This window comes from Filimonas lacunae (genome assembly GCF_002355595.1).
GTDB classification, from domain to species: domain Bacteria; phylum Bacteroidota; class Bacteroidia; order Chitinophagales; family Chitinophagaceae; genus Filimonas; species Filimonas lacunae.
The window spans coordinates 4,983,119-5,004,202 of record NZ_AP017422.1 but is presented as its reverse complement, the minus strand read 5'-3'; the positions used below and the strand labels follow the sequence as shown (position 1 = coordinate 5,004,202).

At 43.1% G+C, this 21,084-nt stretch carries 17 protein-coding genes; 7 read left to right on the top strand and 10 right to left on the bottom strand.

Going from position 1 to position 21,084, the window contains the following annotated elements:
• Positions 1-29: 29 nt before the first annotated feature.
• Both FLA_RS19640 and FLA_RS19635 read right to left on the bottom strand, forming a co-directional pair.
• Complete coding sequence (locus FLA_RS19640; RefSeq protein ID WP_076379195.1) at positions 30-1,412, bottom strand: RagB/SusD family nutrient uptake outer membrane protein; 1,383 nt, start codon at positions 1,410-1,412, stop codon at positions 30-32.
• 18 nt (positions 1,413-1,430) lie between these two features.
• The gene (locus FLA_RS19635) at positions 1,431-4,487 is read right to left on the bottom strand and encodes a SusC/RagA family TonB-linked outer membrane protein (protein WP_076379194.1); all 3,057 of its coding nucleotides are present in this window, start codon (positions 4,485-4,487) and stop codon (positions 1,431-1,433) included.
• A gap of 350 nt (positions 4,488-4,837) precedes the next feature.
• Between FLA_RS19635 and FLA_RS31235 the strand changes: the two genes are divergently transcribed.
• Both FLA_RS31235 and FLA_RS19630 read left to right on the top strand, forming a co-directional pair.
• Positions 4,838-5,164 (top strand): carboxypeptidase-like regulatory domain-containing protein, encoded by a 327-nt coding sequence (locus tag FLA_RS31235; RefSeq protein ID WP_076379193.1) that lies wholly within the window; start codon positions 4,838-4,840, stop codon positions 5,162-5,164.
• Positions 5,165-5,199: 35 nt separating this feature from the next.
• The gene (locus FLA_RS19630) at positions 5,200-6,123 is read left to right on the top strand and encodes a FecR family protein (protein WP_076379192.1); all 924 of its coding nucleotides are present in this window, start codon (positions 5,200-5,202) and stop codon (positions 6,121-6,123) included.
• 18 nt (positions 6,124-6,141) lie between these two features.
• On the opposite strand, the gene FLA_RS19625 is transcribed toward FLA_RS19630, so the two are convergent.
• Positions 6,142-6,888: a LytR/AlgR family response regulator transcription factor gene (locus FLA_RS19625; RefSeq protein ID WP_076379191.1), complete on the bottom strand. Its 747-nt coding sequence runs from the start codon at positions 6,886-6,888 to the stop codon at positions 6,142-6,144.
• A 64-nt stretch (positions 6,889-6,952) separates the two neighbouring features.
• Between FLA_RS19625 and FLA_RS19620 the strand changes: the two genes are divergently transcribed.
• Positions 6,953-8,263 (top strand): sensor histidine kinase, encoded by a 1,311-nt coding sequence (locus FLA_RS19620; protein WP_076379190.1) that lies wholly within the window; start codon positions 6,953-6,955, stop codon positions 8,261-8,263.
• 355 nt (positions 8,264-8,618) lie between these two features.
• Here the strand turns inward: FLA_RS19620 and FLA_RS19615 are convergent, their stop codons facing one another.
• The 4 genes from FLA_RS19615 to FLA_RS19600 all read right to left on the bottom strand — a co-directional run bounded on the left by FLA_RS19615 (position 8,619) and on the right by FLA_RS19600 (position 13,767).
• Entirely contained in the window at positions 8,619-11,000 is a 2,382-nt protein-coding gene (locus FLA_RS19615; RefSeq protein ID WP_076379189.1) for an outer membrane beta-barrel family protein, read from the bottom strand.
• A 107-nt stretch (positions 11,001-11,107) separates the two neighbouring features.
• Positions 11,108-12,484 carry a hypothetical protein gene (locus tag FLA_RS19610; protein WP_076379188.1) on the bottom strand — a complete coding sequence of 459 codons (1,377 nt, stop codon included), beginning with the start codon at positions 12,482-12,484 and terminating at the stop codon, positions 11,108-11,110.
• 10 nt (positions 12,485-12,494) lie between these two features.
• Positions 12,495-13,253 carry a hypothetical protein gene (locus tag FLA_RS19605; RefSeq protein ID WP_076379187.1) on the bottom strand — a complete coding sequence of 253 codons (759 nt, stop codon included), beginning with the start codon at positions 13,251-13,253 and terminating at the stop codon, positions 12,495-12,497.
• Positions 13,240-13,767, bottom strand: a complete 528-nt coding sequence (locus FLA_RS19600; RefSeq protein WP_144264031.1) for an RNA polymerase sigma factor — start codon at positions 13,765-13,767, stop codon at positions 13,240-13,242. Before FLA_RS19600 ends, FLA_RS19605 begins: the two co-directional genes overlap by 14 nt.
• Positions 13,768-13,922: 155 nt before the next feature.
• On the opposite strand from FLA_RS19600, the gene FLA_RS19595 reads away from it, so the two are divergent.
• On the top strand, positions 13,923-15,032 hold the full coding sequence (locus tag FLA_RS19595; protein ID WP_076379185.1) for a mechanosensitive ion channel family protein: 1,110 nt from the start codon (positions 13,923-13,925) through the stop codon (positions 15,030-15,032).
• Positions 15,033-15,214: 182 nt separating this feature from the next.
• Here FLA_RS19595 and FLA_RS19590 read toward each other — a convergent pair whose 3' ends face one another.
• Both FLA_RS19590 and FLA_RS19585 read right to left on the bottom strand, forming a co-directional pair.
• Positions 15,215-15,691, bottom strand: coding sequence for a DUF4920 domain-containing protein (locus FLA_RS19590; protein ID WP_076379184.1), 477 nt, complete (start codon positions 15,689-15,691; stop codon positions 15,215-15,217).
• A 267-nt stretch (positions 15,692-15,958) separates the two neighbouring features.
• Positions 15,959-17,161, bottom strand: coding sequence for a sensor histidine kinase (locus tag FLA_RS19585; protein ID WP_159445101.1), 1,203 nt, complete (start codon positions 17,159-17,161; stop codon positions 15,959-15,961).
• Positions 17,162-17,498: 337 nt separating this feature from the next.
• Here FLA_RS19585 and FLA_RS19580 point away from each other — a divergent pair, with 337 nt between their 5' ends.
• Positions 17,499-18,386, top strand: a complete 888-nt coding sequence (locus tag FLA_RS19580; RefSeq protein ID WP_076379182.1) for a sensor histidine kinase — start codon at positions 17,499-17,501, stop codon at positions 18,384-18,386.
• Here FLA_RS19580 and FLA_RS19575 read toward each other — a convergent pair.
• Entirely contained in the window at positions 18,379-19,023 is a 645-nt protein-coding gene (locus FLA_RS19575; protein ID WP_076379181.1) for a response regulator transcription factor, read from the bottom strand. The genes FLA_RS19580 and FLA_RS19575 overlap by 8 nt on opposite strands.
• 698 nt (positions 19,024-19,721) lie before the next feature.
• Between FLA_RS19575 and FLA_RS19570 the strand changes: the two genes are divergently transcribed.
• Both FLA_RS19570 and FLA_RS19565 read left to right on the top strand, forming a co-directional pair.
• Complete coding sequence (locus FLA_RS19570) at positions 19,722-20,351, top strand: LuxR C-terminal-related transcriptional regulator (RefSeq protein WP_076379180.1); 630 nt, start codon at positions 19,722-19,724, stop codon at positions 20,349-20,351.
• A gap of 27 nt (positions 20,352-20,378) precedes the next feature.
• The gene (locus FLA_RS19565; protein WP_076379179.1) at positions 20,379-21,062 is read left to right on the top strand and encodes a sensor histidine kinase; all 684 of its coding nucleotides are present in this window, start codon (positions 20,379-20,381) and stop codon (positions 21,060-21,062) included.
• Positions 21,063-21,084 lie beyond the last annotated feature (22 nt).

The following is a 21,084-nucleotide window of genomic DNA, read 5'->3' as shown; positions in this document are numbered from 1 at the left end:
TAGTTGACAATCCAACAGGGATAAAGCTATTAGTAACCGTAGTTTTGGGTAACTACACCGGCACCTGCGTTAATTTCAGATTGCGGTACAGGCCATAACAAACGGTAACCTTGAGAAATAGATAAAGCAGATTTTGCTTTGTTTAATCTGCGAAGGTCAAAGAAACGTTGCCCTTCATGCGCCAATTCCACACGACGCTCATTCAATACAGCGTCTACAATTCCATCTACCGTAGTGGCTGTTGAAGCTTTTAACCCGGCGCGGGCACGCACCATGTTTACATCAGCTAAAGCACCGGTTAAGTCAGGTGTCGATTTCCTGGCACGGGCTTCTGCTCTTATAAGGTATACTTCTGCCAGTCTTATCAATGGGATGTTGTCAGAATAGTCAGAGTGGGTAAACTTCAGCTGGCGGTATTTTGTAGCACTTACACTGTTGTTGTAGTTTACTGTTAAACGCACGTCTCCCGATTCGTGTGCTGCTGCCAGGTTGCTGTTGCTGGCCACTTCGCTACGGCCATAGTAATAATAGCCCAGGTAAGTGCCATCTGTAGCAGTATTCTGTATTTCCCAGATGCTTTCCGGCTTCGTGTTTTTAGTAGAGAAGATAGAAGCATAATTAGCTGCTAATCCACCATAGGCAGTAGAAGATGAAAACTGGTTGATGATTTGGGTTGCCAGGCTTTCTGCATCATCAAAGCTTTCGCGGTATAACTGCACTCTTGCTTTTAAAGCTACTGCTGCATTTAAATCGGCTCGGCCTGCACTGCTTAGATTAATGCTTAAACCTGCAATGGCAGTGTCCAGATCTTTTAACACCTGCGTATATACTTCCCCTGCATTGGATCTTGCTATGGCAACCGCCTGAGAAGATTCGGTGGTAGGGGTAAGGCGTATAGGTACGCCAGCTCCTGAAGCACTGGCATAGCTGATGGTATCGCCACCGTAGCAACGCAGCAGGTCAAAATACATATAGGCTCTCAAAAAAGAAGCTTCTGCTATCACAGCTTTTTTTTCATCGGCAGTGAACGAAGCATCTGTAATGCTGTTGGTAGCACTAATTACATTGTTGGCACGGTTAATACCGGCGTAAATGTAGTTCCATGCATTGGTGGTGCTGGTATTGTTGGTGGAAATAGTAACGTTGGCTATTTCCTGGTAATCGGTATAGGAACCGGTTTCGGTGAGGTTGCCGCCTTCCAGTTCCGGTAAAATCATCAGGGCCACACCTGTGTAATAGGTGCTTTGAAATTCGTCATACACACCTACCAGCCCGGCTCGTACAGCCGATTCGGTAGTAAAGGCGGTGCTGGCATCGAGGTAGTTTTGAGGATCTTGTTCCAGTATTTTGGTACAGGAAGAAGTGATGCTTCCCGCTGCCAGTAAGGATATATAAATAGCTCTTTTTAACATAGCATTGTTGTTAGATGGTTAGAAACTAATGTTTGCTCCAAAAGTGAATGCACGTGACTGTGGGTAAGTCAGGAAGTCTGTACCAGGCGCTGTGTTGGTAGAGGTGGCAGAAGAAGCACCGGAGTAACTTACTTCCGGATCAAAGCCACTGTACTTAGTCCAGGTAACCAGGTTTTGTGCCTGTGCAAATACTTTCACATTGCTGATCTTTAATTTGTTCAGCCATTGCTTAGGTAAATTGTAAGACAGGATTATGTTTTTCAAACGTGCATAAGAACCATCTTCTACAAAGCGGTCAGAAAGGCGACGGTTTAAACTAGGGTCGCCATAAGCAGCACGTGGTACATTGGTATTGGTGTGTGTAGGAGTCCACCTGTCCAGTGTGCTGGCAAACTGACCGTATATACTGTTCATGCCTTCGCCATACAGCTTAGTATAGTTCAATACTTTATTGCCCTCTACAAACTGGAAAAACACGGATAACTCAAAACCTTTGTAGGTAAGGGTGTTGGTCATACCTCCAAAGTATTTAGGATTGGCAGAACCAAGAATTTCCTGGTCATCTGAAAGTATTTTACCATCATGAGTCAGGTCTTTAAACTTAATATCACCGGCAGTGGTAGAAGCGTTTTGAGTAGGACTGCTGGCTACTTCTGCTGTGCTTTGGAAAATACCTGCTACACGATAACCTCTAAAGCTACCCAAAGCTTCGCCTTCCTGCACCCAGCTACCTAAACCAGAAGAATAGGCGGCAGAAGCCAGTTTCAGTATTTTGTTCTTGTTAAATGAGATGTTAAGACTAGTGGTCCAGGTGATATCTCTGTTGGTAATGTTGGTTGAGGTAATGCCTATTTCCAGGCCTTTGTTCTGTACTTTACCAATGTTGGTTGATACGCTGGTAAAGCCCGAAGAACCTACCAGTGATTTGTTGGAAATAAGGTTGTTGGTGGTTTTGTTGTATAGGTCTACTACTAACTGAATCCTGTTTTTGAATAACCCCACTTCCACACCCAGATCGGTTTGGATAGAAGATTCCCAACGCAGGCTGTCATTACCTAATTGGTAAGGATATAAGCCGGGAGTGGCTGCGCCGGAAAACGTAGCGTTGGCACCTGGGCTTACCAGTGAACGGGATGCAAAGTTGCCTAATTCTGAGTTACCCAGCTTACCCCAGCTACCCCTGATTTTTAAGTCACTGATAACGCTGTTGCCTTTCAGGAAGTCTTCTTCCGAAACACGCCATGCACCTGATACGGCAGGGAAAGTGCCCCATCTGCTGAGAGAGCCAACGCGGGAGCTTCCATCACGTCTTACACTGGCGCTGAACAGGTATTTGCCCAGGTAATCGTAGTTGGCGCGCGCAAGGTATCCTATCACACCATAGCTGGTACCGGCTGAGGTTAAAGACTTAATGGTAGAAGCGGCTGATAAACGGCGAATGCCATCACCAGGATAGTTACTGGCCGAACCATACATTGATTCTGCTCTGGATTCCTGGTAAGAAGCCACACCGGTAAGAGTAAGGTGATGATTGGCAGAAATTACCGGACGGTAAGTCAGGATGTTCTCGTTCATCAGGTTCAGTTCTTTGCTGTAACCTTCTTTGCCTACGCCATTAGGGCCGGAAGCGCCTTCCAGTGTAGTGCTGGGGGCAAAAGCTGCTTCATTGTAATCAATGTAATCTGCACTTACCTGCGATTTAAAGGTAAGGCTGTTCAGTATTTTGTATTCGCCCGAAAAGTTGGCTAACACACGGTTGGTTTTGGCTACGTTGTAACGCAGGTAACCGGCGGCCAGTGGGTTTTCTACTGTTCCGTTGTTGGGATCGTAAGCATAAGTGCCATCTGCTTTATAGGCATTAAAGTAAGGTGCCAGCAATACGGCAGAGCTTAATACGCCATAGATGTTATTGTCGTTGTTGATCCTGTTGTTGATAGAACGGGATAAGGATAAACCACCTGATATTTTTAAACGGGAGGTAACCTGGTTATCGAGGTTGATACGGGTGTTGTATCTTTTGTATTCCGAACCGATAATGGTAGCCTGCTGATCGAAATAACCGGCAGACACAAAGAACTTGGTTTTGTCGTTACCACCTCTCATATTCAACTCGTAGTTCTGGATAGGTGCATTTTTAAAGATCAGATCCTGCCAGTTGGTAGTGGGATAAGTAGAGGGATCGTTGTCTAAGCCGGAAAGGCTTCTGGAAGAAGGTAAGGCAGTGCTGCCATATACATTCTTTACTGCTTCCTGCACCAGTGCTACATATTCCGGACCGGTAAGGGTAGGCATTCTTTTAATAACGCTTTGAGTGCCGTAAGAAGCATTTAAGCCTACTTTGGTTTGCTGGTTAGCCCCTCTTTTGGTGGTAATTAAAATAACGCCATTCGCACCTCTTGCTCCGTATACGGCAGCAGCGGCAGCGTCTTTCAATACTTCAAAAGACTCTATGTCGGCAGGGTTAATCTCCGATAAAGCATTGGTGGTTTGACCACCCACATCTACCTGTGCATAGCTGCCGGTGTTCATAATTACCCCGTCAATCACATACAAAGGCTGGCTGCTGGAGCTGATAGAACCGGCACCTCTTATTTGCACGTTTATGCTGGCGCCGGGGGTACCGGAGCTTTGCGAAACGGTTACACCGGGTACACGGCCACGTAAAGCCTGATCGGGGCCAGAAAGCGGAATGTTGTTTAAGCTGCTGTCGGCCAGTTTAAACACCGCGCCGGTAAGCTCTTTACGCTTTTGCGTTCCATAACCTACTACCACTACTTCCGATAAGCTTTTCTCTTCAGTAGCCAGTGATACCTGCAGGCTGCTGCCTTCAATTTTCTTTACCTGTGTGGCAAAACCTACATAGCTAAAGGTGAGGTTTTTTTCATTTTTGGTAATGCTGATGGTAAAGCTTCCATCTTGTGCAGTGGTAACCGAGTTTTTACCGGTTACGCTTACCCCCGATAAGGGGTTTCCTTTCTCATCTGTAACCTTACCAGTAATGGTAAGGTTCTGAGCCATTAGTTGTGTTGTACATGCCAATAAAAGCACGTACAACAGCATAGGCAGTTTTCTCATGAACATTGCATTTTAATTAAGAAAAATCGATCGGTACGGTTTTTTGCAGTTTGTTGCTGCTTTTAATATGTTGAGATATTTGTAGTAGTATTTAAAAGAAGATTAAATTTTGTTTAAAAATGTTTACTAAATAAACGCAATTGTTAGATTTTGTCTACGAATGTGTAACTTTTACATATGGATGGAAAAGTTATTTAACAAACGCTTGTGTGTTTTTGCCTGATTATGCTGTTTTTAAAATAAAAGACTTATAAGTGGCTGGTAGAGATTAGATTTTAATTAAAACCCTATTCTTATGGTGGACTAATTAGAAAGCCCCTTATATTTGTTCTCAGATAAACAGATAACAGATGCAAGCACATAAACTGATAACCTGGTTATCCATTCCATTGATGGCAATGATGGTGAGTGTAACAACGGGCAATGTGCCGAGGGTACCTTACATTATTAAAGGATGTGTATTATCCGCCAGCGACCAGAAGCCTGTGGAAAAAGTGTACGTGAGCACCGTAGTGGGAGAGGAAGAGGCACTGACAGACAAGAATGGCAATTTCGAACTCAATACTTGGGAGAAACTTCCTGTAACCCTTCAGGTGCAGCATGCAGACTTTGTTCCGGAGAAAATAGTTCTTACAGATGTAAGTCAAAAACAAGTTTTCCGATTGAAGAAAAAGTAATAAATTGCTGTAACCCCCAAACTGCTTTATCATATATGAGAACTGAAACTTTGCTGTACTCCAATGGAGACAATGAGCAATACCCCGGAATTTTTTCCGATGGTATATCTAAAGTCAAAGCGTATAAGAATGTGCACCACACAAAAGCTGCTACATACAAATGGTGGGTGATTGGTGCCAGTACGGTAGCCCTTCTTTCGGGCGCTGGTTATCATTGGCGCAGTGCTATTTATAACAAAATGCACCCTATGGTAATGCAGCAGTTAAGCACCGGGGTGGGGCAACGTAAATTAATTAGTCTTTCCGATGGCACACAGGTATGGTTAGGACCTGCCACTACGCTGGACTATCCCCAGTCGTTTACCCGCGATGTGCGGGAGATGACTGTTACCGGGGAGGCTTTTATAAAAGTATCCTCTTCTACCAGCCGTCCGTTTATTATCCATGCCAACGGGGTAAATACACAAACCACCGATGGGCATCTGACCGTTCAGGCTTATAATAATGAGGCCTATGTGGCGGTAACGCTGGTAAAAGGCAATGCCAGCGTTCAGGTACAGGACACGGTATCTGCGTCCACTACCGATGCCGGCCAGCTGCCCGAAGGGGCTGCCAAACAAGTGGCATTGCAGGCAAATGAGCGTGCTGTATTTGTGAAAGAAGAAAACCTGATAGTAAAGCAAAAGTTTGCTTCGGCCGATAAGCATATGCAGGCGCGTGTAAACGGTACTTACGAGTTTTGGGGTATGCCGGCGAATGAAGTGATTAAAGAGCTGTCGAGGCAGTTTCAGGTGCCGGTAGAACTAAAGGGGGAATATTTCAATTGTAAATATTATGGCGAGCTGAAGGCGAATGCGCCACTGGATAAGTTTTTGAAAATGTTTGCCGAAAGCATTAATGCCACATTGACTAAAGAAAACGACACCTGGGTTATCAACTCCAAGGGTTGTCAGAACTAATATACACAGGCCTGAACGTTAGGAAATAATGTTCAGGCTTTTTTTTACTTCTTTATGGTAGGCTTCTGTAATGTTGAAGGTTTTGCTTCCTGCCTTTAGCACATCGCCTGTCAGTTCTTCTACAAAAGACAGTTGTATCACTTCGGCCCTGTTCACCTGAACAAACCTGCCGCGCAAGGGAGCAGGGATAATAAACTGCAACGCTTTTTGCAGCGAACTTCTTATTAAATATTCGCCCTGGTCGCGCGCGGTTAACACGCGGGTGTAGTTTTTTTCAGAAACCAGGCAGATCACATCTTTCCAGTCTATTTTTTTATACTTATTGCCTTGCTTAATAAAAAATGATTCGTAACTGTCGTCAGATTGTTCCGTAACCGTTTTCTGCTGGGTGAAATTATGAATGGCACTATGAATGGTTACAAACAACGATGCCGGGTTAATAGGCTTGATAAGATAAGCCGATGGGTTGGCAGTTACTGCTTCCTGTAAGCTATGGGTGCTAAGGCTGGAGGTAACAAAAATAAAAGGCTTATGAAAATTCGTATGCAGCATTTTACCTATTTCAATGCCGCTGTTGGCGCCGTTTAAGTGAATGTCCAGCAATACTATATCGTAATTAAGGGCATTCAGGGCGGGTAATGCTTCGGCTACATTGGTGGCTATGGCTGCAATTTCAAATCCCATTTCAGTAAGGCTTATCTGCATAGTGCGGGCCCAAACCTCTTCGTCTTCAATTAGTAGAACTGAAATGTTATCTTGCGTCATATTGCTATCTCTGGCACTTTTCCTGTAGTAATGTGCCTGCAATATATAAACTCTCTACAATATAATGGAAGCAGCAAATGCAAAAAACGCTAATTCATTTACAGCAAGGCTGGCCCGCTGGTGGCACGTCATATTGTATATGGGTATCAGGGCGGATATGCCTGCGCGCGACCGGCAAAGTACATTGGTTATCAATGTGGTGATTATTAGCGCCCTGCCTATGATCACCTGGTTTAGTTGTATAAATTTTTTTCATCACAATAATGTGTTGGGCAGCTTAAATGCTTGTAATATACTTATATATATAGCATTAGGCTGGATTAACTACCTGCAGAAACACTTCTGGCTACGTTTTCCGCTGCTGTGGTTGCTGGGTGGCATTTTTGCGGCAGAAGCTTTATTGTTTGCCAATGGTGCTGAATATTTTTTGCTGATGATAGTGCTGATTGCGGTGATTATGTTTAACAGTAAGCTAACTTACCTCATTTTTTCTACCGTGCTGGTAGCTTTGTTTACCTGCATTCGCATTCAGCTTACACCCGAATCGCATGGTATGTTTTTGTCGCATGGGCGGGTGGCAGCTAATCTTATTTCGGCCAGTTTGTCTATGGTGCTGATTGCCCAGTATTTTAAAAGCCTGGTATATAATTACCAGGTAAAACTGGAAGAGGGCAACCGCAAACTGAAAGAGGCCAATGCTACCATGCAAAAGCTGTTTAGTATTGTAGCACATGATTTACGTTCGCCCATTTCGGCTTTAAGTTATTCGCTTACATTACTGAACGATCAGATTATATCGGAAGAAGAATTCCGCTCTCTCTCCAGCCGGTTAAGCAGCGATGTGGGGCAATTACAATATAACCTGGATAACCTGTTGCGCTGGAGCATTACCCAGCTGCAGGGCATAGAAGTAACCCCGCGCGAAATTGTGGCCGAGGAAGCTATTAACCATGTTATTGGTTTTTACCAGCAAACATTAATGCAAAAAAATATACAGGTGATCACACAGTATGCACCGGGTGTGCGTGTATGGGCCGATGCCGATCATTTTGCATTAATTATGCGCAACCTGCTGTCTAATGCGGTGAAGTTCAGCTATCCCGGTTCGTTTATTACCATTACGGTACAGGCCAGCCAACAGCAGGCGCAAATTATGGTGCAGGACAGGGGAACGGGCATGAACGAGCAAATGCAGCAACAGTTGTTCAGCGGCGCCAAAAGCAATAGTTTGTCCGGCACACGCAACGAAAAAGGTACAGGACTGGGGCTGTTGTTGTGTAAAGAGTTTGCCGAGCGCAACAATAGTACTATTCGTGTAGAAAGTACGCCGGGCGAAGGCAGTGTGTTTACTTTGTGCATGCCCCTGGCCGTATAAGAAACCGTCCCCGGTTTTGCCTGCTTCATCTATAAAAAACTCCCGCTTCAACTACAAGCCAGTTAATGTGTAGAAGCTCTCTGCTTATCTTCAATGAGTGCTATAAGAATAGTAGTAGTAATTAGCCGTTATCAGATTGGCCTATTTATACCCTGCTGATTTGTTAGGTAAGTACCCTTGTTGAATGAATAAGCATTTCCGGTAATGTGCAGCGAACACATTGCCGGGCGCTTATGTTCTTCCTCCCGCTTATAAAATTCACCTTTTATATTTTTTTGTTCTTTTTTGGCTGTTGCTGACAGCTAAAAGGGCCAGGTAGAAACCCGGCCCGCGTAATGCACGTGAGAAAAAAAGTTTATTTCTGTATATCGTCTGTTTTTACACCTCTTTTGCGGCTGGTGCTTTCCGATAATTTGCCAAAATTCCACTTCACATTCAGCACAAAATTTCGTTGTATAAAGCTGTTGGTGGTTTGCTGTATAAAGTTGGCATCGCTGAATTTGCGGGTAAAAGGCATATACTTCTGTAAAAAGCTGTTGGCCCGCAGACTTATGCGCAACTGGTTGTTCAGCAGCTTGTAACTAACACCTGCATCGTACCAGTAATTAAAAGGATATTTCCCCTGCAGCTGAATGGGCGATTGCCAGTAGCCGCCGCTGTTAAAGAAGGAGAACTTTTTAGTGATGTCAATAGTACTGCTGAGGTTGCCATTGCCACTAAAGCCCTGGTTTTGCTGGCTGGGGTCGTTCCTGTTTTTAACGCGGTTGTATTGTACGCCTGCATTCAGGTTGAGCGACCATATGGTATATAGTTTCAGATTGGCGTTGATGCTTACTGCCGTAAAACGGTTTTCACCTATATTATACGGGATGATAGTAGCTACACCGGTGGCATCGTTAAATATGGTATAACGGATAATCTGCGAATTACAAATGTTTTGTGAAAGGATAACTGAAAGGCTGTTTGAATTTTTAAAGTAGCTGTAGCTGAGTTCCAGGCTATGGGTTACTTCTGGTTTCAAGGCGGGGTTTCCGGAGGTGATGTTGAGTGTGTCTATATTGTTTACAAACGGGTTCAGATCCCAGATATAAGGGCGGCGCAGCCGTTTGCTGTAGCTTAACGATACATCGTGTTTATCTTTAAACTTCCTCGACAGGTACAGGGTAGGTATATAGTTGTAGTAATTCTGGTGTAAGCGATCGTTAATGCTTTTAAACGAGCCGTTAATGGTGGTTTGTTCCAGCCGGCTACCTGCTTTCAGCGAGTAGCCATGTATTTTCATGGTATACGTGAAGTAGCTGCTCCATACGTTTTGAGTATAGTTAAACCGGTTGGTGTTGGCTTCATCCTCTGTAAACTTATCGCCCCCGTTATTATAACTGGCTGCATAATTGGCGTTGGCATTGCGGAGTATACTTTTTAAACCCAGTTCCAGTTTGCGGTCGTGCGCCATAGGCAGTACCAGGTCGGTTTGCAACACATACTGCGTATTTCTTTCCCGGTTATTATTGCGTACAAAGTAGGTGTAATCCAGCGCGTATTGATTGTTGTCGTTGTTGGATACATCATCTGAATACTGCCTGTTCATTTTAAAGCTCCATTCCTTGTTGGGGTGGTGGGCAAACTTTTGTATATAGTCCAGCCCAAAATCGTTATAACGGCTTTCAAACCTGCCAAATTCCTGGAAAAGGCTGCGGGCCGTATCCGTGATGTTAGTACCTACTACTGTTACGTTGCGGTTCACTTCCCGGCTAAAGGGGTTGGTGCCTATGTTGCCATATACGCTAAGTGTGTGCAGGCTATCTATATCATAACTTAACTCTACCGAACCCGATTGCCAGTTGTAGCGGTTGTTGCCGGTGCCGTCTAAAATACGTTCGGTATAGGCCACCGGGTGTAACGAGCGGGTGTAAGAATAGTTTTTGTAATTGGAATTGTGGCCCCTGCCATTGCTGAAACTGCCGGTAAAGCCCAGTTTGCCATATTTTACGTTGAGCGAAAAGTATTCGTTGTGCCGGTAATTGCTGATGTTAATGCTGGAAGAGGCGTTATAGCCGGTTACTGCTTTTTTGGTGATGATATTGATAATACCGCCTACACCTTCTGCATCGTATTTGGCGGAAGGGGAGGTGATCACTTCTATCTTTTTAATAGAACTGGCCGGAAAGGATTTCAGCGCTTCTTTGGGATCGCGGGAAAAAAGGCCGGATTCTTTACCGTTGAGCAATATTTTAAAATTCGACTGGCCTTTCAACTGCACATTGCCCTCACCATCAACGGATAAAAAAGGAGTTTTACGCAGGGCATCCGTGGCCATTTGTCCATCCAGTGATACATCGTTTTCTACATTGAACACCAGCTTGTCTTCCTTTTTTTCTACCAGCATTTTGCGCGTGCCGGTAACCGTAACAGCGCCGGGCGTATTGTTTACAGCGGTGAGCAGAATGGTAGCAGGCAGGTGGCTGGTAAGCGCCAGGCGTTGCTCCTGGTAGTTGGTATGCAGTATGCTCAGCAGGTAATGAGCAGTATCGCTGAGGTTTACTGTAAACGAACCATTTTCTTTACTAATCAGTTGTTGCACAGGTTTAGCGGTGTCGTACTGGTTGTAAACATATACTGTGGCATAAGCTACCGGTGTTCTGGCAATGCTATCGGTTAATGTAAACTCCCGTTTCAGCTGTCCTTTTGCCAGCACAGGTAGCAGCAGCCATACAGGTAATAAGTAAAACAGCTTCATGGATATTGTTTTTAGTGGTGTAAGGGCATAGCAGTGCCACTTGAAAAAGAAACTTTTCAAAAATGAATACTGCTATGCTTTTGTAAAAAGGAAAAAGAAGGGGGAGGTTACTTGAAGTCTATTGAACAGTAGGTACACTTGATCACAAACTTAGGCCCACTGCCATCGCCGGTTTTGGCGGTAAAATTGGATTCTTTGTCTAAGCGTTTACCGCCTACTCTTATGCTGTATGCCTGCGCCTTGTCCAGTTCAGCGTTTTGCTTTGCTTCTGCTATAATAGCATCTGTATTTATATCTATTACCTGGCCGTTTTCTATTTTAATGCCATTCACCTTATTGGTGGTTATACTATTATTGGGCGCTTTGGGGGCAGTAGCGGCCGTAGGGGCAGCGCTGGCATGTGTTGTTTTAGTGTTGCTGGCGGTGGATGAATCTTTTGATGGTATCGGAATTTTTTCAAAAGAAGCATACACGCTGTTGTAACTGCCCTCCATACTTACAGTGTAATTTTTTAAATCGGCGGCAGGCAGGCGTAAATCTGCATATTTGTTATCCAGTTTAATATATTCCACAGAAGGAGCAATGTTGCGAATTTTAATATCTGCATTAACGCCTTCCAGTTCTATGGTGTTTTTAATAGTGGCTATGCGCAGGGTACCATAGCTTTTAATGCCCCGTACATTGCCAATAGTTTCCACTTCATACTCATCGTTGTTGCTGCGTATAACGGCTTTGTCAATGTTTACCGCATCCACACTGCTATAACGACTGTCAACATCCAGGTTAGCAATGTTTTTGGCGGTGAAGTGGCCGTTGTTCATTTCAATAAAAGCATCTTTAATATTGCCGGCAGCAATGTTGTCGTTCTGGCTACGCAGGGTTAAGGTGTTTACATCTCCCAGTTCTACAGCGGTATTTTTAGTGATCAGTTTTAACGATTCCAGTTTGCCGGAAAAGCTCAGCCCGCCGCTACGGCTTTCTGCTTCTACTTTTACCTGTGCAGGCACAAATATGGTAATGGTTTTCTTTTTACTGGTGCTTACCATGCGGGCAGGTTTGTCGCCGTTATAGTTCCAGTTATAGCTGCCGTTGCCATAGCTGTTGTTGTTACTATTGGTCATGAGGCGAAAGCTGCCGCCAAACTTTTTCCAGCTGATACTCAGTTTTTCAAACCACTCTTCATCGGTGAAAGTATTGTTGCCTTTAAAGCTTATCTGTGTTACAATTTTTACTTTAGGCTGGTCCCAGGTTTTCAGTTCAATGGTTCTGCCGTTGTTTTCAATCAGTATGTCAGTGCCCTTTTCCAAAGCAGTTTCAAAACTGATCTCTTTTTCTGTTGCCGGCAACGAGTCGTCTGCATTGTTCAGAGAATGTCTGGTAACAAGTTTTAAGCTATTGGTGGTGCGCACACTGGTGGCAGGCTCCTGAGCATTACCAAAAAGAGAGAAGACTATGGTAAATGGTATTAATAATAACAATTTCATTGTACGTAGTTTAAATGTCCATAAATGCAGCATGTTGTGTTGCCTGGTTATGTTTTTGTTTAAAATGCTTGTTGGTTTTACTAATCTCGTTCTGTAGTAGTTTTAGCACAGTTAGCTTTTGCTGGTAAATGTTAATCAGCTCTTCCAGTTGCTCTTCTGTAACGTTGCCATTGCTAGCTTTTTTCTTCCAGGTTCTTTCTTCTTCGTTTAACTGGTTAAACTCTTTTTTAAAAGAACTGAAATAGGCTGCGTTTTCGGAATAGATGGGCGTGCTGCGTACTTTTTCCAGCTGCAGGTTGATAATATGTATAAGACCAGTTTCCAGTTGTATGCCTGATGGGGCTTCATTGCCGGCATCAGTGACGTGTTTGGCGGCCAGCAGGGAAGTGTTGGTGGTGTTGCCTCCGGTGCCTGCCTGGGCATGTTTAGTGCCTTGTTCCCGTTTAGGGTGCATGGTTGTTGGTGCTGTTTGGGCAGTTGTTTCTTCTGCTACAGGTATGTGCGTTTCTGTTGATGGCTGGCTGTCCTGCGTGGTAATGGCCGGGGGATTGTATGCCAGCCCTTTGTTTACCGGGGCAGTCCAAAACCACCAGGTGCTGATGCCGATGATCGCTGCCAGGCAGGCAGCGGCGGCCACAGGCCAGTATAAACGCCTTACTTTAGGGGCGGGTGCGCTTTGCTGCTGAATGCGTTGCCATACCGCTTCGCGGGGCAAATCGGTATCCAGTTCGCTGGCATGTTCCTGTAAGTATTGTTTAAATCGATCCATGTTCTGTTATTTTTTTGGTCAGGCGTTCTTTCAGCAACAGCCTGGCCCGTTGGTATTGACTTTTACTGGTGCCGTCTGATATTCCCAATAACCCGGCTATCTCTTTATGACTATAATCTTCCAGCGCATACAGGTTAAAAATCTGCCGGCACCCATCGGGCAGCAGCTTTATTTCCTGTTGAATCAGCTCGGGCGATACCATTTGCCACCAGGCTTCATCCACCTCGTCGTCAAATAAATCGTCATAATGTTCCTGCCAGTCGTTCCAGTAAAAAGTTTGTTTGGCAAACCGGATACATTCCGACACCACAATTTTGCGCAGCCATCCACCAAATAAATGGTCTTCCTTTAGCTGGTGCAGCTTTTGAAAGGCGGTAATAAAAGATTCCTGCAGAATATCTTCTGCGTCACTTCTTGTGCCTGTCATGCGGGTGCATATGTTAAACATCCCCCGGTTGTATTGCTGATACAGCCAGGATAATGCTTCTGCATCGCCCCCACGCGCTTTTCTCACAAATGCTGCTAGTATGTGTTGTGCCTGTTCCAAATTTGTGTTCCTATTATAAGAGCACGGAAGTGAAAAAAGGTTGGAAAAAAAAGGAAAGTTTTTTTAAAACTCCTTAGGTATATTATTTGTTCAAAAAAGTAACTCATACAATAATAAAGCATATGTGGGATCAATTTGAGCAATCACTAGACCATTTACCTGATTTTTTGTGGAACATCATCTTGGTGGGCATTGGCGTGTTAGTAGGTTTTATTATCAAATTCCTGCTCACTTTTCTACTGCGTTTTTACACTAAAAACACCAGTTATTCCATTGTAGCGTCTATTTTAAGGCGCTTGGGCAAGCCGGTGAATTATTTTTTACCGTTGCTGGCCATCAATGCGCTTATTCCGTTTATGAAACTGAAGGCCAGGCCCGAAGCACAGATAAGCCGCATAGCCGAAATTTTGCTCACCATTGCGTTTGCTGCTATATTAATAGGTATTATAAAGGTGCTGGAAGATTATGTGTATCACCGTTTCGATCTGGCTAAACCTGATAACCTGCGCGAGCGCAAGGTGCGCACGCAGCTACAGTTTGTGCGCAAGTTTGCCATCAGTCTTATTATTATACTCACCCTTTGCGCCATCCTGCTCAGTTTTGAAAGCTTACGTAAACTGGGAACAGGCTTGTTAACCGGTGTGGGGGTGGGGGGTATTATTATCGGTTTCGCCGCCCAAAAATCGCTGGGTAATTTACTGGCAGGTTTCCAGATCGCTTTTACGCAACCCATTCGTATCGATGATGTATTGGTGGTAGAAGGGGAGTGGGGCAAGGTGGAAGAAATAACGCTTACCTATGTAGTATTAAATATATGGGATAGCCGCCGGCTGATTTTACCCATTAATTATTTTATAGAAAAGCCTTTTCAAAACTGGACGCGCACAGGATCGGACCTGCTGGGCACTGCTTTTTTCTATCTCGATCACACAGCGCCTATTCCTGAAATACGGGCCGAGCTGGTGCGCCTGCTGCATGCCAGTGCCCTGTGGGATAAGCGGGTAAGCGTGTTGCAGGTAACGGATATAAAGGAAAGGGTGATAGAGGTAAGAGCATTAATGAGTGCGCAAAGCTCTGGTATTGCTTTTGACCTGCGTTGTTACATTCGCGAAAACCTGATGCTGTTTATTCAGAAAAATTATCCGGACTGTTTACCACGCACCCGGGCAGAGATTGTACAATCCCCTGAAAACAAGCCACCGTTTACAGATGCCGCTACTGTATTAATGTAATTACATTAATTGCACCTAATAACAGGGGGAGGGCAGTGTAGTGAAGACACTTATTTTTGTAATAGAAAAACGAAGGATTTCTATCCTTTTCGAAAGATATTCACTTTAACCCTATTCCTCTTGAAAACTAAAGAAAGCCGGTAAGTTATTTACCGGCTTTCTTTTTACCCTTAGGTGATTACTTATCCGGCCACCCTGATACCGGAAGCGGTTAACCGTATTTCTTTTTTAGGTGTAGTAATAGCGTCTATTTCGGCCTTTGGCTTTTTCGCATCTTCTGCGTAATGCTTTAACTCCTGTACCGAGGTTTCTTTTACAAACGATTCGCCTTCAATAATCACCGTTTTTCCTTTTATGGCCAGCGGTACAAAAAAGCCATAGTCTTTCATTTTTACGAAGGCGGTAGTGCTGTCGTTTACTTCCAGCTTCATCCAGCAACCTTTTTTAGGACATACGTCTAACACCTTAGCCCGCACTTTTACCTGCGCTTTTTCACCGGATTGTAATTTCTGGGGCAGGTTACTGATAGCAACAACTCCTTCTGTAGTAATAGAATCACCATATATACTACCTACACTGGCGTTGCCTTGCGGGGGCTGTGCCAGCACAGCAGCAAGGTTGCAAATCCCGCTTAACAGGAATAAAAAAAAGAATTTCATGCTATTTCTTTTAATAATATCTACAAATTAAATAAATTACACATCAAATTGGTTTGTCAAAAATAAGGAAGGATAGATGTAGTAGTTATACTACAACACAATCATTCTTATTTTACAGGATTGTAGAAATAGATAAATTAACTTCGCTCTCCTGCTAACCAGACATAATAAGTAGAGTATAACTTAAAATATTGGTTTTTCACGGGTTAATTACTACTCTAATAACCCAAGGGGAAGGGACCGTTAGTCTTAACGGTCCATGTTTTTTTATATACACGAAGGTAATAGCAGTAAAATAACCGTTCCGGAGTCTTTTTTACTTTGCACCATAATATTACCCTTTATCAGCCCGATCAATTCTTTTACCATTGCCAACCCTAAACCCTGGCCACCATTTTCACTCATAAAATCTTTTACAGCCAGGCGGTTGTTACACCAGTTTACCAGTTCGGGCGCCATACCGGCACCACTATCCTGCACACATACCTGTAGTTTGCCCCTGTGATGATTGGCCGAAAAAAGGATACGCCCGTTTACAGTATACTTTATAGCGTTATCCAGCAGGTTATGAATAATTACCGACAGCAGTTCTTTATTGGTGCATACCATCAGGTTAGGGTCAATATTGTTTACTACCGTGTTATTTTGAGAAGCGATCATTTCCGTAAAAATGGAGATCTTTTCTTTCACCAGGTCGTCCAGGTTAAACACGCTGGTAACAATCCGGTTGTCTTCCAGATATAAGGCAGCATATTGCAGCAGGTTGTTTGTAAAATGATACATCTGAAAGCTGGATGCATAAATGGCGCGTATACTTTCTTCCAGGTTACCGTTCTGGTTGCGTGAGTTGCGGTACAGGTTTTTGCCTGTAAGCATCAGGTACTTCAACGGGCTTTTGATATCATGTGTAATGGCGGCTATCAGTTTTTTTTGCAGGCGCGATTGCTGGCGCAGTTCATCCCGCGATAGTTCCAGTTCTTTCACTGTTTCGTTCAACAATAAGGTTCTGTTATTGAGTTCTTCAATGGTTTGGGTAAAGGCGTTAAAGAAATGGTAGTGGGCAAATATGATAAACACAAAGTTTACCAGCAGCACCATTCCAATAACAAGGCCTTTTGTTTGATAACCTCCCCAAAGCAACAGGCCACCATTGGCCTGTGTCCACAAATGCCAGCTTAATGGCATAGCACAACAAAAGGAATAAATGAACCCCCATGTTTTGCCCAATACATAAAAGCTACAGAGAATAACCAGTAAGGCAAACTGCAGGGTAATGAGTTGTGTGTTTTGTAACGGCATTAGCAGCAACACCCATATAATACCTGTTTGCAGTATAAGTGCTGCGTGCGACCAGTATTTGCTGCGGTGTTTAATAATCAGTAACAAAAGCGTTGCACAAAAGGCCACCATATATAATATAATATGGAGTGCAAAATTGGTTTGACGGGTCAGGAGAAAATATATAGTCATAAATAAGGGGGTGAATAGGGCCGGTAAAAGAGTATAGGCAAGTATTCTATGTTTTACCTGCCTGATAGCGTTATTGGTGGCGCTTGTAAAATCTTTTATGGATTGTACAAAAAATAACATGATTAAAACGTGAAATGAAGTGGGTTATGTTAAAAGGGTAAGGCTTTTGTAGCATAGTTCTATTAATGATAACGCCAATAGAGGCTTTGCTGGAATGTAGCTGAAATACTACCTGTTACTGTTACAAGTAGTATTTCAGCTACAAAGTGAAACGTCCTTTTTTAGGAGATTTGCTATCCTTTGCCGGCTTTGTGCTTTTTATTTTTAATCCAATATAATGAATATCCTTACCATATTGTATAGTACCGGCATTAACATTTTCTATATTTTAGGAAGTTGTGTGTTTGCGGTGGCAGTGGTTAACCTTATGATATTGCTTACTTATGTAAAACGGGCTAAACGAAGAGAAGAAGAGCTGGAAGAAAAGATATTGCTGCGTACCGAAGAACTGATAACAGTGATCAATGAGTTGAACTTGTCGCAAAAGACATTGCAGCAGCAGGCTGATTTTCAGAAGAAGATGATAGCGGCCATTGTACATGGTATTAAAAGCCCGCTGAAATACCTGGCGCTAACCGGGCGTCAGCTATACAACCGTAACGATTTAAGTGGAAAAGTGCGTGAAGTGGCTAATGGCGTGTACACTTCATCACAGCATTTATATGTGTTTACCGATAACCTGCTGCAATATGTAAAGGTGTACCTGCGCGAAAGCAAGCCTGTACCTGCTTACTTTTTTTTACATGCGCTGGTGCAGGAAAAACTGGCGGTGTTCCAGGATATAGCCACGGAAAAAAAAAGTGTGCTCAACAATCACATACATCCTAACATGCAGTTGTTTGCCGATGAAAGGTTGTTATCTATCATTATACACAACCTGGTAGATAATGCGGTGAAGTTTACGAGTGGGGGGGCTATTACCATATCGGCGTTTATGGAAAACGATCTTACTTATATAGCTGTGCAAGACACAGGTATAGGCATTAATGATGAAATGGTAGAGCAGTTGTATTATGGTGAAGAAATTTCTTCCGGCCTGGGCATTACCATTGTTCGCCAGTTATTGGAACTTATTAATGGTAAATTGGAAATAAGAAGCAGGGAAGGAGAGGGAACAGTGGCTATTATCAGTTTGCCAATACAAAATATGGTATCTGTCAGATAATGGATTTATCGTACAGGCGTACTTTTTCTACCAGTTCTACCAGGTTGTTTATTTCCAGCTTTTCAAAAATTCTGTTTTTATAGGTGCTGACTGTAGATATCTGCAGATGCAGTGCTTTAGATATTTCCATTAAAGTAAGTCCCTGCACTAAAAAGCGAGCTACCTCTATTTCGCGATTAGATAATGTATTTAAGGGGTTCGATTGTGTTGTTTTTTTTCCGTTGCTCACTATCATGCGCAGCAGGCTTTCTTTCACCTCACGGCTCATATATTGCTCATCGGCCAGCACGGTTTCTATAGCATTTTTAATTTGATCTTCCGATGCAAGTTTGTGCAGGTATCCGTTGGCGCCAGCCTGTAAATACCGGATAGCATAGAGCTGTTCGTCGTAAGCGGTAAATATCAATATCCTGATACCGGGTTGTTTTAACCGCGCTACATCAATCATTTGAATGTTATTGCCTCCGGGTATGTTAATATCTAAAATCAGCAGGTCAAAAGTGAGTTCTTCCAGTGTTTTTACTACCTTATTAAAATTGTCGGCCTCCCACACTTTAGCTCCGGGGAGCCACTCATTAATAAAAAGCATAGCACCATGCCTTACAATAGCATGATCATCTGCAATTAGTATGTGCATTGCGGTTTTAAAGTTGCTTTACGTAAACATACAAAGAAATAGTTACGGAATAGGAATAAGCGGCAGGTTACATGCATTTAAATGCGGTTTTTTAGCCTATAGGTTTTTTATTCCTATAGATTTTGTCAATGTTCCCCCTAAAATATACTATACCCTTTTTCATATGAAAACGTAGATGTTCATTGAATTTTGGTTGTGTAAACGTTAAAATTTCATAACAGGGAATCAATGCTTTTCAAAAGCTAAATGGTTTTTATTTGTATTAGAATTAGAATTATGTACTTATATTTATGTTATCAGTATGAAGCTACCCCTGAATCAAGGGTAATTATGCTGAAAAGATCCAATCCCGAAAAACTATTGTCAATCTAAATCTTTTAAAACGATGTCAACTGTACACCCCCGGTATGTAATGTCTGACAGCATCAGCTTACAACCTTGCAGTTCTCTGAATGAGCACTATGCAAAAAACAACCCCCATTTTTCTAATCCTTTAACTATCTGTGTAAACGATTCCCACCGAAGTTAAATTTTATCATCCTTGTTAAAATATGTTTAACGTGCATAGGCATGTACTGTGCAGGAGCTGAGAGGTGAGCCAGGAGTAGTGTGGCTTCTTGTATAGGTTATTTTAACATGTGTGTTGATATTAAATCCAAATTCCATATCCCCATTTTGAAAAAACCAAATATTATTTTATGGTAACCATTGGCATGATTGAAGATGATCCCAAAATTCGTGGAAATTTTCAAGATTACTTTAAATACGACAGCCAGTTTAAGCTGAGTTTTTCTTACCATAGTCTGGAGCATTTCCTTTCCGACGGGCAAATGCAGGTAGAAGAGCCTTATATCACGTTCCTCGACATTAACCTTCCCGGCATTTCAGGTTTAGAAGCTATTCCCATCCTTAAAAAATCGTTGCCTAACACCCACCTGGTAGTATTAAGTGGTAACAGCGATCCGGATATTGTGTGGAATGCTATTACAAAAGGTGCCCGCGGTTATTTATTGAAGCCATTTTCTATTAACAACATCAAAACCAACATCCAGGTAGTTAAAAATGGTGGTGCTTTACTTTCTCCCGAAATAGCACATATTCTCATTGATCGTTTAAATGAAGAGAAGCCACAAAAAACCTACCGTTTGAAGTTTTTAACCAAACGCGAACAGGATGTGCTGGAGCAGTTGTTAAAGGGCTTTACCTATAAAGAAATTGCCAACGTGCTTTCTTTATCGGTGACTACGATTAACGATCACATCAAAAATATTTACAAGAAAATGAATGTCAACTCTAAAGCAGAGTTGTTAACGGTGTTCCTGAGATAACGGCAAGTAACAACAGCAGAGAAGCATATGGATGTAAAGTTTGTGAATATACTATCGCACGAATTGAGATCGCCCCTAACTACTGTGCAAACCAGTGCCGAAATTCTGGATCATTTACTCAGTTCCGATATCGTGGACACGAGTATCATGAAAAAGCACGCCAGGCAAATAATGGACGAGGTGGCCGACATGGCCCAGCTACTGGAAAAAGTGCTGGTAATGAGCCGTCTCGAAAACACGCAAACAGGCTTTAGTCCTACTATTGCCGATCCTGTCACCTTTTTGGAAGAGGTGCTGGACAGGCCGTTTGTTTGCGGCCGTTATAGCCAGAAAGTAGATTTTGGCATCAAAGGCGAACACCGCCCTGCATTAATAGATCCGTTTATGCTTACGCATATTGTCAACGGACTATTGGACAATGCATTTAAATATTCCCGTAATAAAGAAAATACTGTAGCACCAAGGCTGCGCCTCTCTTTTGAGGCGTCGCACTGGCGCATTATGGTTCGTGACACAGGCATAGGTATTAAAAGTGCTGACAAAACCAGGTTGTTCCGTTCATTTTCAAGGGGTTCTAATGTAGGTCATATACAGGGTACCGGGTTGGGACTGGAAATTATAAAATATTTTGTACGGTGTCATAAAGGCGCCATACAGCTCAAAAGTATAGAAGGGAAAGGCACTGTAGTAGTAGTGGACTTACCATATTAGACAGGCTGCCCCTTGTTTCAGG

What these genes read in the sequence shown, in the direction of transcription:
- FLA_RS31235 (WP_076379193.1), top strand. Translation starts at nt 4,838, where the DNA reads ATGCAAGCACATAAACTGATAACCTGGTTATCCATTCCATTGATGGCA.
- FLA_RS19640 (WP_076379195.1), bottom strand. Translation starts at nt 1,412, where the DNA reads ATGTTAAAAAGAGCTATTTATATATCCTTACTGGCAGCGGGAAGCATC.
- FLA_RS19635 (WP_076379194.1), bottom strand. Translation starts at nt 4,487, where the DNA reads ATGAGAAAACTGCCTATGCTGTTGTACGTGCTTTTATTGGCATGTACA.
- FLA_RS19595 (WP_076379185.1), top strand. Translation starts at nt 13,923, where the DNA reads ATGTGGGATCAATTTGAGCAATCACTAGACCATTTACCTGATTTTTTG.
- FLA_RS19610 (WP_076379188.1), bottom strand. Translation starts at nt 12,484, where the DNA reads ATGAAATTGTTATTATTAATACCATTTACCATAGTCTTCTCTCTTTTT.
- FLA_RS19605 (WP_076379187.1), bottom strand. Translation starts at nt 13,253, where the DNA reads ATGGATCGATTTAAACAATACTTACAGGAACATGCCAGCGAACTGGAT.
- FLA_RS19575 (WP_076379181.1), bottom strand. Translation starts at nt 19,023, where the DNA reads ATGCACATACTAATTGCAGATGATCATGCTATTGTAAGGCATGGTGCT.
- FLA_RS19585 (WP_159445101.1), bottom strand. Translation starts at nt 17,161, where the DNA reads ATGACTATATATTTTCTCCTGACCCGTCAAACCAATTTTGCACTCCAT.
- FLA_RS19570 (WP_076379180.1), top strand. Translation starts at nt 19,722, where the DNA reads ATGGTAACCATTGGCATGATTGAAGATGATCCCAAAATTCGTGGAAAT.
- FLA_RS19615 (WP_076379189.1), bottom strand. Translation starts at nt 11,000, where the DNA reads ATGAAGCTGTTTTACTTATTACCTGTATGGCTGCTGCTACCTGTGCTG.
- FLA_RS19625 (WP_076379191.1), bottom strand. Translation starts at nt 6,888, where the DNA reads ATGACGCAAGATAACATTTCAGTTCTACTAATTGAAGACGAAGAGGTT.
- FLA_RS19565 (WP_076379179.1), top strand. Translation starts at nt 20,379, where the DNA reads ATGGATGTAAAGTTTGTGAATATACTATCGCACGAATTGAGATCGCCC.
- FLA_RS19620 (WP_076379190.1), top strand. Translation starts at nt 6,953, where the DNA reads ATGGAAGCAGCAAATGCAAAAAACGCTAATTCATTTACAGCAAGGCTG.
- FLA_RS19590 (WP_076379184.1), bottom strand. Translation starts at nt 15,691, where the DNA reads ATGAAATTCTTTTTTTTATTCCTGTTAAGCGGGATTTGCAACCTTGCT.
- FLA_RS19630 (WP_076379192.1), top strand. Translation starts at nt 5,200, where the DNA reads ATGAGAACTGAAACTTTGCTGTACTCCAATGGAGACAATGAGCAATAC.
- FLA_RS19580 (WP_076379182.1), top strand. Translation starts at nt 17,499, where the DNA reads ATGAATATCCTTACCATATTGTATAGTACCGGCATTAACATTTTCTAT.